This is a genomic window from Bacillus sp. FSL W7-1034, from assembly GCF_038593365.1.
Classification (GTDB): domain Bacteria; phylum Bacillota; class Bacilli; order Bacillales; family Bacillaceae; genus Bacillus; species Bacillus altitudinis.
The window spans coordinates 251,541-264,445 of record NZ_CP151989.1 but is presented as its reverse complement, the minus strand read 5'-3'; the positions used below and the strand labels follow the sequence as shown (position 1 = coordinate 264,445).

Below are 12,905 nucleotides of genomic sequence, written 5' to 3'. Positions count from 1 at the left end.
GTAACGAGAAAAAAGATGATACCTTGAAAAAATAGTCCCTTAAACATAAAATCACTCAACATATGAAAAGACACCCCCACTTTATAGTGGAGGTGTCTTTTTTCACTTTTTATATATTCACAAATCCTTCTCCAAACACATCACGCACGTCATGGACAACAACGAATGCGTCTCGATCAATTTTCTTAATGATTTTCTTTAAACGCATCAGCTCCTGTTTTTGAATGACTGCATAGAGAATTTCCTTCGATTCCTTCGAATAATGACCGCGACCGTTTAAAATGGTCACGCCTCGATCCAAGGTGTGATTGATTTCTTCTGCAATATCATCTTTGCATGAAGAAATAATCGTCACTGCTTTTTTCGTGTTAAGCCCTTCTATGACGAAATCCATCACCTTAGTCGCCACATACAGCATCACAATCGTAAACATTAATTTTTCCGCACCAATAATAAAGTAAGAAGCAAAAACAACGATTAGATCAAAGAACAAGATGGCGTAGCTCACGTTCCAGTCTAGATACTTATTCGCAATTCGCCCAAGAATGGCAGATCCCGCTGTTGTACCGCCCGCTCTTAAAACAAGACCAATGCCAATACCAATGATGATCCCTGCGAAAATAGAACCAATGATCAATTCATGGACATTCACCACCCATGTAGTGGTCAAATGTAAAAATAGAGAGTTACTTGCGACAGCTACCACTGTGTAGATCGTGGTCTTCTTGTCCAAGTATTTATACCCCACAAGTAATAAAATCGCATTCAACACAAGGTTTGTCAGCCACGGCGCAATCTCAAACATATAGTAGAAAATGATGGACAGCCCCGTTACGCCGCCTTCACCAAACTCAAGTGGAATGACAAACATGTTCACAGCTGCAGCAAATAAAAAAGAACCAACTAGAATCATTGCAATATCTTTTACACATTTTTTCAATTTCTTCTTTCCTCCTTTTCTAAGCATATAAAAAACCCTCTTTCTGCACGAAAGAAGACAGTCGTTGGACAAAATAAAAATCAAAAGACGGCGCCTTTTGATGAAGCTTTCTGAAATGAACCTTTCCATAATATATATCTCTTTTTAGAGGCTGTCAATGACTTGGTTTTCTATTATTTCAACTGTATGTTTATGCACTCAAACCCGCATGTTTTCAGGGTTTTTCCGTCGTATGATGCTTATTCCTCTCCTTGACAAAAACACTTTAGTCATTTAAACTACTGCCTCATATCATATCCATTATTTCCGATCGACAAAGGAGGCTGTTTGATTTATATGAATCCTATTCAAAGCCGTTTACAGGCTCACACACCTTTGATTTTAGATGGTGCACTTGCAACAGAGCTTGAACGAAAGGGCTGTGATTTAAACGACAGTTTATGGTCAGCCAAAATCCTCATTGAACAGCCAGAATTGATTCAGCAAGTACACTTGGACTACTTCCAAGCAGGTGCTGACTGTGCAACAACAGCCAGCTACCAAACGACAATTGATGGCTTTGCTGAAAAAGGCTATACAAAAGGAGAAGCCATCGAATTAATGAAACGATCTGTCACGTTAGCAAAAGAAGCATGTGAGCAGTTTTGGCAGGATGAGACACATCGTAAAGAGCGGACGAAACCATTTGTCGCTGGATCTGTGGGGCCCTTCGGCGCTTATTTGTCTGATGGTTCAGAATATAAGGGAAATTACGGACTCACAGAACAGGCGCTCATTGATTTTCACAGACCAAGAATTCAAGCATTGGTAGAGGCTGGTGCAGATATTCTCGCTTGTGAAACCATCCCTTGTCTCATTGAAGCAATCGCCATCGCTAAACTGCTGGAGGATGAATTCAGCGGTGTGTATGCGTGGATCACGTTTAGCGCAAAGGATGGCAAGCATATTAGTGAAGGGGATCTGCTGAGAGACTGTGTACAAGCACTTGAGCCATATGAGCAGATCGCTGCTGTTGGCGTAAACTGTACACCGCCGCAATATATGTCTTCTCTTATTCAGGAGATGAAAAAAGGGACGAGCAAACCGATTGTCGTGTATCCGAACTCAGGGGAATTATATGATCCTGAAGAAAAGGTTTGGAGCGGAGATACGTCTCACCATACATTTGGTGAATGTGCGCAGCAATGGTATAAAGACGGTGCACAAATCATCGGCGGCTGCTGCCGGACGACACCAGAAGATATTACAGATATCTTAAAACAAGCAACATCGTAGCATCATGACTCAACACACATACTTATAAGCAAAAGGGCGGGAAGACATGGAACAAGAAAAAGATCAGTCACAACAATATCAACGAAAAATGACAAGCCGTCACCTGTTCATGCTTTCTTTAGGCGGCGTGATTGGCACAGGACTCTTTTTAAGCTCAGGATATACGATCAATCAGGCCGGACCTGCGGGAACGATTTTGGCTTATCTGGTTGGGGCATTAATTGTGTACCTCGTGATGCTCTGTTTAGGTGAACTGTCTGTCGCAATGCCGGTTACAGGCGCTTTTCACACATATGCAACAAAATACATTGGGCCCGGCACTGGCTATACAGTGGCTTGGCTTTATTGGCTGACATGGACCGTGGCACTTGGTTCAGAATTTACAGCGGCAGGTCTTTTAATGCAGCGCTGGTTCCCGGACACATCGGTTTGGATGTGGAGCGGTGTTTTTGCGCTTCTCATCTTTTTACTCAATGCTTTTACAGTTAAGTTTTTTGCAGAATCGGAATTTTGGTTTTCTAGCATTAAAGTCATGGCTATTATTCTCTTTATTATTCTTGGCGGAGCGGCGATGTTTGGATTGATTCCACTAAAAGGCGGTGAGGCCGCTCCGTTCTTCTCTAACTTCACTGGAGATGGGGGTCTCTTCCCAAACGGCTTTTTACCGATTTTAATGACCATGCTGGCTGTTAATTTTGCTTTTTCGGGTACTGAGCTAATTGGGATTGCTGCGGGCGAAAGTGTCAATCCAGATGAGACCATTCCCCGGGCGATTCGCACGACTGTGCTACGTCTTGTCCTGTTTTTCGTCGGAACGATCGTGGTCTTAGCCGGCTTAATTCCAGTAGAAGAAGCCGGGGTGATCAAAAGTCCTTTCGTTGTGGTCTTTGACCGCATCGGTATTCCTTATGCGGCAGATTTCATGAATTTTGTCATTCTGACGGCGATCTTATCTGCTGCAAACTCAGGGCTATACGCCTCATCTCGCATGCTATGGTCCCTTTCTGAAGAACGAACATTACCTAAAAAGCTGGCAAAATTGACGTCAAAGGGAATTCCTTTGAATGCACTCATTTTGAGTATGATTGGAGGCATTCTCTCTTTGCTATCGAGTGTCATCGCACCTGAAACGGTGTATCTGGTTCTTGTGTCAATCTCTGGACTCGCCGTTGTTGTTGTATGGATGGGAATTGCAGCTTCACAGTTCATGTTTCGCAAAAAATTCTTACAGGATGGCGGACAGCTTCATGATTTATCTTTCCGAACCCCGCTCTATCCGGTGGTTCCGATTGCTGCCTTCCTCCTATGCCTTGCATCTGTGATCGGCATTGCTTTTGATCCAAATCAGCGTATTGCTCTTATCTGCGGTATCCCTTTTATCGCACTCTGCTATGCTGCCTATTACGTGACAACATGGATTCAGAAAAAACGAGAAAACCCTGGTGTATAGCACCAGGGTTTTTTGTTTGTCCCAAAAAAGGATATCACTAGCAAAACAAAGACATTTTGGTATATGATAGGAATCTATGATTTTCAGGACGAATCAAGGGAGCTGTTTTTAATATGGAAATGACCATTACAAGAGCATTAAGTGAACTGAAAATGTTAGATAAAAGAATCAACCGAACAATTGATGAAGCTGTACTCGGTGGCTTGGTCATCGGGAAACATATACAGAACGGATTTCAAAATCAAGAAGAAGTAGAAAAAAAGGCAAAAGCAGATGACCAATCGATTCAAGCATTAATCAAACGCCGAAATGCCATTAAATCAGCCATCGTTGTGTCGAATGCTACGACAACGATTGAGGTGGCGGGTGTTAGCATGACCGTAGCAGAAGCCATTGAACGCAAGACATCCATAGATTACGATATTCGTTATTTACGAAAATTAAAAAAGGTCTACACAGAGCTGGTTGACCGGTCAGAACAAATCAATGAAGATGTGAAAAAGAGACTGGATCAACATTTAGAAACACTATTTGGGAAAGACGGAAAAACACAAGCCGCTGCCAACCAAGAGATCGTCAAGTCATTCCTAGCTGAAAATGAGGCGGCGATCATTGACCCTCTTCGTCTTCGAGTGAAGATTGAACAGCTTTCGAAAGAGATTGAAGATTTCCAAATGGAAGTGGATTTCTCCTTATCAGAAAGCAATACCTTGACAAAAATACAGATCGACTAGTCGATTTTGTTAGTGAGCCGAAAATCGATAGGACTAAACACCTCCGAGGGAAAGGTCATTCCCTCCTCATCTGATGATCATCTTAGGATGATCCATGATAAAAGCTCAAAGCTGAACGTTCAAAGCTGAAAGCTCAAGTATTCAAAGTTCTTATCCATCAAAGCTCAAGATGTAAAGCTCAATGCTCGATCGAATCTGGGAGAAACGGCTCATGAGTGTTTGTTTATCGACTCTTTCGGTTGCCGCCCAGCAGGTTTGCTAACAAAAAGAAAAGGATGTCACTAGCTGACATCCTTTTTTTCTATGAAAACGACAGGGCTTGCGCCAAGTCGCCTCTTCTAGCAGATTAGTAACGTGATGTATATGCCAAATGATACACACTTGTCACATTTGAAGATAGCGTGATGTCGTTTGAAGTGAAAGTCACTGGAACGATATCGTAGTAATGTGTAGACCAGCCTGCATTATTGTATGTACGGTAGCCTGCACCTGCAGGAACTTGAATCGTTAGTGAAAATTGTCCATTCTCGTCTGTTGTACCTGTCGCTGTTTGAGCATATGATTTGATTGCTGCTTCAAAATAAAGCTGAATTGGCTGATTCGCCATGAGTTGACCACTTGTGTCCTTTAATGTTCCTTTAAAAGTAGCTGGATAATATGAACCTACACGATATTTACTGCCAGAACCGTAATTGACCATACCACCGTCTGCTGCTGTGACGCCTGTTACTTGTACGGATGCTGGTACTGCTCCTGTTTCCTCTGCATGTGCAAAGCTTGGGAAAACGAGAAGCAATGATAGAAAGAAAGCAAACATGATTTTTTTCATCGATAAATCCTCCTTTTTTTTCCTACTATATTACTATCGACAGTTATTGTCATTTTTCCAGTAAAAAACAAAAAACTCCCCTTTTTATTCAAAAGGGAAGCTACAAGACTATTTTTTCACAACAACTTTCACTGCTTTACTTTCTCTTTTTCTCACATCTGAAGCTGTCACATACAAGACGGTTTTGGCTTTTTGCGGCTTGATTTTAGCCGTAAATGCGCCTTTGCTATTGGTTTTGACCGTTTGAATGACTTTCTTTGATTTGTTCTTCACCTTGATCGTCAAGCCTGCACCCGCAGTTCCTTTGACCGTTTTACTTTTCACTGTTACTCGATTCACCTTTGGCTTAGCTGGCGCTTTGCCCTTTTTCACGACCGTTTTGAGCGAAGTCGCAGCCTTTCCTTTTGACATCTTGATGTGAAGCACTTTATTTTTGTTTTGATGCTTGATCTTCACACTAAAGGTTCCTTTTTTGCTTGCCGTGCCTTTTCCAAGCAGGGTTTTGCCTCTATACACAGAAATGGCAGCGCCGGCTTTCGCCTTTCCTGTCACCTTTTGATGCTGATCTTCTACTTTGTTAACTGATGCGTTTAATTCAACAGCGCTTAACGCGGCAAAAGCATTGAGTCTGCCATGTCCTGTCATCCAATCGATACCCGGAATTTTCGGATCAACAACAGGCTCGTCATATTCATCATAGAAAATGTCATCTGTTCCATCAACAGCTTTAAATGAAATATCATCCGCTGTATTTTGTAAAATATTTCTCACTTGATTTGGTTTCAGGGTTGGATTTTTAGAAAGCAGTAATCCTGCTGCTGCTGCAACGTACGGTGTAGCCATTGATGTCCCGCTCAGGTATGAAACATTCCCATCAGGCATTAAGCTTGGGATATCAGATCCTGGTGCAGACATGCTTAACCCTTTCCCATAGCTTGAGAATTCAGCGGCAATATCCATGCGATTGCTTGCACCAACTGCCATGGCGTACTTGGAAGTCGCAGGATAACCCATTTCTGGAATGCCATCGTTTCCGCTCGCCACTACCACTAATACGTTTTTTTGTGCAGCATAGTTCATCGCATATTCAATGACCTTGCTGTAGTAGCCGCCAAGGCTCATGTTAATGACCTTTGCACCTTTGTCCACTGCATGTTTAATGCCAAGAGCAATATGCTCTGTATCTCCATATCCATACGCATCCAGCACTTTGACTGGGATGATTCCTGTATGTTGATTCAGCCCTGCCATGGAGTAATGATTATCGGCTTTTGCTGCAATGATACCTGCCACATGGGTACCGTGGCCATTGTCATCAATTGCATCTTTATTACGGCCAATCAGATTGGCACCTAAGTCTGTACGAACCGTTCCGCTTAAATCAGACAAACGGCTGTCGACACCTGTATCCACAACAGCGATTAACGTTTGCTTCATTTTGCTTGTACCAATCAATGTATTCATTTGTTCAAACTTCACATCAGCGCCTTTTTTCCCACTGTTTTGGGCACTGTTTTTCAGCGGCCACTGGTAACCATACTGCGCGTCATTGCTGAGCGCACGATACGTTTGTACAGGCTCTGCAAATTCAACATTCGGCATACTAGAAAGCTTTCTCGCCGTGCTTTTGATCACAGCTTTGCCTGCTTTAAGCGTTTTGCCTGCTGATTCTTTCCCTGCCGGTACATCATAAACATACATTCCTTTAAATAAAGGATTTACTGACTGAGATGTCACACGGTTTTCTTGAATTCCGTAGCTTTTCATTTTCTTTTTTGCGGATTGAAGCGTTTGTCCATCCTTTAATTTAAAGATGATTTTGTTTGTGTTGACCTTTTCTTCTGGAACAAGCTTTTGTTTCTCTAATACATAACCGATCGATTTTCCTTCAAGCTGATCGATTCCTACTTTTTGCCCCACTGTTTCTAATTCCTTTTTTAAATAGGCTGGACTTGCCTCTTTGAGCATATCAAAAAGGGAACGGATCGCCTGTTGCTCTTTCTCTGTGACGATATGACCGCTGAATGCACCATTTTTCTCTACGTCATTCAGCAATGATTTTAATGTAAGCAAATGATTGTACACCGTTTGCTGCTTTTTTTGATTGTTGATGAGTTTAGATTTGAGAAACGGCTTTGTTTTTTGTAGCAGACGTGTCAGCTTCTGACCATCGGCTGTTTCATTGAATCGTTTGTCTTCGATCGTACGAATGGATTGAAGAATTTCACGTCCATGCTTTTTCTCAATAATGATGATCGTTGGCTCTTCTTCTTCAGGGAAAATCGGTTCAGATGGCGGAAGATTCGCACCTTTATACCCGATTGTATATGCTACATCCTCTTCCTCATCACGGCTATCTTCCTCTGAACCTAAATACAGCACTTTGACATAGTAAGGACCTGACCATGCATGCGGGAAGTTGATTTCTGTCTCTCCACTTGCTGTGTCCACACGATATCTCGAATAAGTGTCATCCTTTATCGCTCTATCCTTACTTGGGTAGACCGATACAGATAACACTTGTTTGCTTTTGACAGAAATTTGCATATGTGTATGTTTTGCCACATCATCTGCAGATGGCGTAATTTGGTACCATGACTCTTCTTTTTCATTCTGTAATGTACCTGAGATGACTTCACCATCTTTCAACCCAATGGCTTCATTGACACTTGTGCCTTTACTAACTGCTGATGCCTCGTACCCAGGTAATGCAGCCATACATAGAATGATGGCCATGAGTACAACCACACAGGATTTGACCTGCTTTTTAAACATGAAAAGACCCCCTTATCTTTTACAATACCTTGGAAGAATATCACAGAATCCTTTTTAGTAGAATCTATTTTTGACATAATTAAACTCGTTTTAAGCTAGGATTTGAGATATTCAGATGACTAGTCTGTTCGCTTCATAAACTTTTTGCCATTTCAAACGGAAAATGATGCTATTTAACCATGTCGAAAAGTACATTACAATCAAATTGTAAGCGCTTAACAAACAAGAGAGAAGGGATCAGCTTGTTCCAAAAAGATCATGTTTTTACACAAGTAAACGGTCGATCAAAGAATGAGATTTTACAATACATTTCCGAGAAAGCTGAAGACCTTCACATTACAAACGATCAGTCAGGGTTATTAACAGATTTGTTGAAACGCGAAGACGAAGTCTCAACAGGACTTCAGCAAGGTTTTGCGATTCCTCATACAAAAAGCTCTGCTGTTCAAACGGCTTCACTTCTCTTTTTAGAACTTGAACAACCCATTGAATGGGGAAGCTTCGACGATTTGCCAACAAGCTATTTATTTACACTGCTCGTTCCACTTGAAGAGGCCAATGTCACACACCTCAAATTACTGTCTGGCATTGCCACAAGTTTAATGGAGCCTGCTTTCATCGAAAAGATTCAACCCGGTCAAACAGCAGACTATTATTACGAAGTCATTGAACAACAATTGAAAGAGGGGATTACACAATGAAAATTGTCGGTGTCACTTCATGCCCAGCAGGGTTAGCTCATACACCAATGGCAGCAAAAGCATTAGAGAATGCGGGTAAACAGCTTGGACACGAGATTAAAATCGAACAGCAAGGAATTATGGGACAGGTGAATGGCATTACAGCAGAGGAAGCCAAGCAGGCAGACCTTTGCATCATTGCCTCCAATCAGCACATTAACGACGCTGAACGCTTCTCAGGTATTCCTACTGTTCGTGTCGAAATCGGACGCGCCCTAAAAAATGCCGAGCAAATCATCACAAAAGCCGTTGCGCTGGTTGAAAAGAAAAAATCTGAATCCCAATAAACAAGAGCAATGCCATATAGAAAGGAGCAAAGCAGAATGAAAGCAAAATTAAAAGTCATTGAAGGCCACCTCATGACCGGTATTTCTTATATTCTTCCGGTGATCATCGGAGCTTCACTTATCGTTGGTTTAGCCAAACTAGTCGGGTTAGGTTTTGGTGTGTCAGATTTAAACGCCTATAAAGATGCAGGCGGCATTTTACATGGTGCCTATTTGATGGAACAGGTTGGCTGGACAGGCATTGGCTTAATGAACGTACTGCTCGCTGGCTTTATTGCCTATTCGATTGCAGATAAATCTGGTCTTGCGGCCGGCTTTATCGGCGGAGCTCTTGCCAGCTCAACAAATGCTGGTTTTATCGGCGCCGTCATTGCAGGTTTCTTTGCCGGATATGTCGCTCTCTTTGTGAAAAGAAAAATTCAAATTCAAGGCTCCGCAGCTGGACTCGTCCCTCTGCTCATCTTACCGCTCATTACTGTTGGCTTAACCGGACTTCTCATGTCCGTTCTGCTAGGCGGTCCATTAGGGGCTTTGAACACCGCATTAATTGAATGGATCAAAGGCATGGTCGCAGATGGAACGAGCACACTCGCACTTGCTCTCATTCTAGGCGCCATGATTGGCTTTGATCTTGGCGGCCCAGTGAATAAATCAGCTTGGATGGCTGGTAACGCACTCTTCCTATCAGGTGTCTATCTTCCTGCCATTCTCGTCAATATCGCGATTGTCATTCCGCCGCTAGGATACGGGCTTGCGACATTAATTCGAAAACGCAACTTCTCTCCTACCTTCAGAGAAGCCGGACGAGGCGGTCTTGTGATGGGGATTATCGGGATTACAGAAGGAGCCATTCCCTTTACACTCGTCAATCCTTTGAAATTGATTCCGCTGAATGTCGTCGCATGTGCTGCAGGAAGCGGGGTCGCTGCCTTATTAGGTGTCCATGACATCATGCCGCCAATTGGTGGACTATACGGATTCTTCTCAGTAGGAAACTGGTGGGCGTATTTAATCGGCGCGCTAACTGGCGCACTTGTTATTGGAATTGGTGCCAACCTACTTGTGAACTTCTCTGAGAAAAAAGAACCCCAAAAGCCAGAACATGATCAGAAGCAGAAAGAAGAAGATGATTTTGACCTTGTGCTAGAAGGATAATTTGAACAAAGAAAGGTGTCGTTACACAATGACTGTCAATGTACATGTGATTCCACATACTCACTGGGACCGGGAATGGTATTTTACCACCTCCCGCTCCCGTATCTACTTAATGAAAAGCGTAATGGACATATTGGACACCCTCGAAACAGATGAACGGTTCCATTACTTCATGCTCGATGCACAAGCATCCTTGCTAGATGATTACTTGAAATGGCGCCCAGAGGATGAAAATCGAATCAAACAGCTCGTCACAGCAAAACGCCTCATCATCGGTCCGTGGTATACACAAACGGATCAGCTCGTTATTTCTGGGGAATCGATTGTACGGAATCTGCAATATGGGATTGAGCGTTGTCAGCAGTTTGGACATGTCATGAAGGTCGGTTATGTCCCTGATTCCTTCGGTCAATCTGCACAAATGCCTCAAATTTATCAAGGCTTTGGTATAGTCGATACAGCCTTTTGGCGCGGCGTTTCTGATCATATGACGAATCACACAGAATTTAATTGGCGCGGGGCGGATGGCAGTGAAGTGTTTGCAGTGAATCTGCCATTCGGCTACTACTACGGAGGAAATATTCCTGAAAAAGATGAAGACCTGCAAGCCTTTCTTTCTGAAAAAATCGGGGCGCTGCAAGCAAAAGCCACGACAAAGAATGTCTATTTCCCAAATGGCTTTGACCAAGCGCCTATTCGTAAAAACCTGCCTGACTTATTAGAAAAAGCCAATGAAATAGACGAGCATAACTATCAAATCAGCAGTTTAGAAGACTACATTGCAGCAGTGAAAAAAGAGCGGACTTCTTTTGAGACATTAGAAGGAGAACTCATTCATGCCAAGCATATGCGAATTCATAAGTCCATTTTTTCAACAAGAGCAGATTTGAAAATCTTAAACAACCAAATTGAAAACTATCTTGTCAATGTGATGGAGCCGATCCTTACAATCAGCTATTCACTCGGACATGACTATCCGCATGACACGGTACGTGATATTTGGTACCTCATGTTTGAAAATGCAGCGCATGACAGCATTGGCGGCTGTAATAGTGATACGACGAATCAAGATGTCTTCTTCCGCTATAAACAGGCAAAAGAAATCGCCGAGAATCTGGTGGACTTACACATGCGTCTCATCGCCATCCGGCTGCAAACTGAGCAAGAAATCACGTTCACTTTATTTAATACACTGCCTTCAAAGCGCTCTGAAGTCATTGAAGTCGAAACCTTTATCACAGAACGTCCATTTACACTAAAAGACGCTGATGGACGAACTCTTCACTACACAGTCAAAAGCAAAACCGATGTGACAGATTATGTCTTAGCACAGCAGATTTCACTTAACCCAAGCAAAGAAGTGTACATGCCAAAGCAAGTATGGAAAGCTGTTTTACTCATTGAAGCAGTCGACTTGCCATCCGTTGGTTATACACAAGTCAGCATGGTTTTCGATGAATCTAGTGAATCCATTTTGGAAAAAACAGAAGGCCGTGTCATTGAAAATACGTTTTACCACATTACAGCAAATGACAATGGGTCATTAGAAATTACGGATAAACAGACTGGACGAACATTCTCTGAGCAAATGATCTTTGAAGACAACGGAGATGATGGGGATTCTTATAACTATTCACCACCGCGTGAGGATCTTTATGTATCATCTAAAGATATCTCATCAGCAGACATTACCGTATCGAAAAGCAGTTTACAGGAAGAGCTCACCATCAAGCTTCAATTGACTGTCCCATATGATTTAGAGGAACGTTCGGAGCAAAAGGGGACGACTTCCCTACCGATCACAGCGAAGGTGGCTTTAAATAAAGATGAAGCGGTCATCCGTTTTCATGTGAATGTTGACAACCATGCACTAGACCACCGTCTACGGGTACTCTTTGATACTGGTATTGCATCAAACGTATCACTCAGCGATCAACAGTTTGGCACCATCGAACGTCCAACGGAGCTGACGCAAGAGCTTGAATGGTGGAACAATGAACATTGGGAAGAAAAACCGATTACCATTGAACCCATGCAATCATTTGTTGCACTTCGCGATGAAGCATATGGTGTCTCTCTTTTGACGGACTGCGTCAGAGAATACCAAATCACAGGCGCGGGCTACACAACCATTGCTTACACACTCTTCCGCTGTTTCGGAAAAATGGGGAAAGAAAACCTTCTTTACCGTCCCGGCCGGGCTTCTGGAGAAAAAATCGTGGAAACACCTGACGCCCAGCTTCAAGGATCGCTATCTTTCTCCTTTGGCATGCACTATAGCCAAGAAGCGGTAAGTGAAGGACACTTGGCTCAGCTTGCTAAACGTTACACCACCCCGGTTCAGTGCTACGAGCGGGCAGACTTTTTAAACGGTCGTTTAATTTTCTCTTTCCGAGATGAAAAAGAAGACTTACAATCTACTTATAGCCTGCTTGACATTGAAACAGACGGGGCCGTTCTAAGCGCTTTGAAAAAGGAAGAGCATGGAACAGGCATTGTCATTCGTCTCTTCAATCCATATTTAACACGTCAAACAGCCGCTTCAATCAATAGTTCATCTCTACAACATGGAGAAACAGCGAATTTAGGCGAAACACCTGAAGGACATATACTGAAAGCACAACATGGATCATTACACATTGAACCGCTCACACCTTGTCAGGTACAAACCTACATTGTAAAGAAAAAATGAACATGTAGGGGCGGGATCCATTTGGATT

10 protein-coding genes are annotated in these 12,905 nt (G+C 42.7%); 7 read left to right on the top strand and 3 right to left on the bottom strand.

Annotated features, from left to right (window positions below; translation table 11 throughout):
- Positions 1 to 109: 109 nt before the first annotated feature.
- A complete protein-coding gene (locus tag NST73_RS01450; RefSeq protein ID WP_025206673.1) occupies positions 110 to 940 on the bottom strand; it encodes a YitT family protein in 831 nt (276 codons plus the stop codon).
- Positions 941 to 1,276: 336 nt separating this feature from the next.
- Here NST73_RS01450 and mmuM point away from each other — a divergent pair, with 336 nt between their 5' ends.
- The 3 genes from mmuM (at position 1,277) to NST73_RS01435 (ending at position 4,399) form a co-directional block, all read left to right on the top strand.
- Positions 1,277 to 2,215, top strand: a complete 939-nt coding sequence (mmuM, locus tag NST73_RS01445) for a homocysteine S-methyltransferase (protein WP_259254092.1) — start codon at positions 1,277 to 1,279, stop codon at positions 2,213 to 2,215.
- A gap of 46 nt (positions 2,216 to 2,261) precedes the next feature.
- The gene (gene mmuP, locus NST73_RS01440; RefSeq protein WP_073415794.1) at positions 2,262 to 3,665 is read left to right on the top strand and encodes an S-methylmethionine permease; all 1,404 of its coding nucleotides are present in this window, start codon (positions 2,262 to 2,264) and stop codon (positions 3,663 to 3,665) included.
- A 113-nt stretch (positions 3,666 to 3,778) separates the two neighbouring features.
- The gene (locus NST73_RS01435; RefSeq protein WP_017360397.1) at positions 3,779 to 4,399 is read left to right on the top strand and encodes a hypothetical protein; all 621 of its coding nucleotides are present in this window, start codon (positions 3,779 to 3,781) and stop codon (positions 4,397 to 4,399) included.
- Between the two features lie 346 nt (positions 4,400 to 4,745).
- On the opposite strand, the gene NST73_RS01430 is transcribed toward NST73_RS01435, so the two are convergent.
- Together NST73_RS01430 and NST73_RS01425 are read right to left on the bottom strand one after the other, a co-directional pair.
- A complete protein-coding gene (locus tag NST73_RS01430) occupies positions 4,746 to 5,228 on the bottom strand; it encodes a hypothetical protein (RefSeq protein WP_007498435.1) in 483 nt (160 codons plus the stop codon).
- A gap of 108 nt (positions 5,229 to 5,336) precedes the next feature.
- On the bottom strand, positions 5,337 to 8,003 hold the full coding sequence (locus tag NST73_RS01425) for a S8 family serine peptidase (RefSeq protein WP_342499319.1): 2,667 nt from the start codon (positions 8,001 to 8,003) through the stop codon (positions 5,337 to 5,339).
- A 242-nt stretch (positions 8,004 to 8,245) separates the two neighbouring features.
- Here NST73_RS01425 and NST73_RS01420 point away from each other — a divergent pair, with 242 nt between their 5' ends.
- From NST73_RS01420 to mngB, 4 genes are read left to right on the top strand one after another with little or no spacing between them, the layout of a single operon-like run.
- Positions 8,246 to 8,704, top strand: a complete 459-nt coding sequence (locus NST73_RS01420) for a PTS sugar transporter subunit IIA (protein WP_024719036.1) — start codon at positions 8,246 to 8,248, stop codon at positions 8,702 to 8,704.
- Positions 8,701 to 9,030, top strand: a complete 330-nt coding sequence (locus tag NST73_RS01415; protein ID WP_007498438.1) for a fructose PTS transporter subunit IIB — start codon at positions 8,701 to 8,703, stop codon at positions 9,028 to 9,030. Before NST73_RS01420 ends, NST73_RS01415 begins: the two co-directional genes overlap by 4 nt.
- 36 nt (positions 9,031 to 9,066) lie before the next feature.
- Positions 9,067 to 10,185, top strand: coding sequence for a PTS fructose transporter subunit IIC (locus NST73_RS01410; protein ID WP_017358746.1), 1,119 nt, complete (start codon positions 9,067 to 9,069; stop codon positions 10,183 to 10,185).
- Positions 10,186 to 10,213: 28 nt separating this feature from the next.
- Positions 10,214 to 12,877, top strand: coding sequence for a mannosylglycerate hydrolase (gene mngB / locus NST73_RS01405; RefSeq protein ID WP_326111505.1), 2,664 nt, complete (start codon positions 10,214 to 10,216; stop codon positions 12,875 to 12,877).
- Positions 12,878 to 12,905 lie beyond the last annotated feature (28 nt).

What these genes read in the sequence shown, in the direction of transcription:
- NST73_RS01415 (WP_007498438.1), top strand. Translation starts at nt 8,701, where the DNA reads ATGAAAATTGTCGGTGTCACTTCATGCCCAGCAGGGTTAGCTCATACA.
- mmuM (WP_259254092.1), top strand. Translation starts at nt 1,277, where the DNA reads ATGAATCCTATTCAAAGCCGTTTACAGGCTCACACACCTTTGATTTTA.
- mmuP (WP_073415794.1), top strand. Translation starts at nt 2,262, where the DNA reads ATGGAACAAGAAAAAGATCAGTCACAACAATATCAACGAAAAATGACA.
- NST73_RS01435 (WP_017360397.1), top strand. Translation starts at nt 3,779, where the DNA reads ATGGAAATGACCATTACAAGAGCATTAAGTGAACTGAAAATGTTAGAT.
- mngB (WP_326111505.1), top strand. Translation starts at nt 10,214, where the DNA reads ATGACTGTCAATGTACATGTGATTCCACATACTCACTGGGACCGGGAA.
- NST73_RS01430 (WP_007498435.1), bottom strand. Translation starts at nt 5,228, where the DNA reads ATGAAAAAAATCATGTTTGCTTTCTTTCTATCATTGCTTCTCGTTTTC.
- NST73_RS01425 (WP_342499319.1), bottom strand. Translation starts at nt 8,003, where the DNA reads ATGTTTAAAAAGCAGGTCAAATCCTGTGTGGTTGTACTCATGGCCATC.
- NST73_RS01410 (WP_017358746.1), top strand. Translation starts at nt 9,067, where the DNA reads ATGAAAGCAAAATTAAAAGTCATTGAAGGCCACCTCATGACCGGTATT.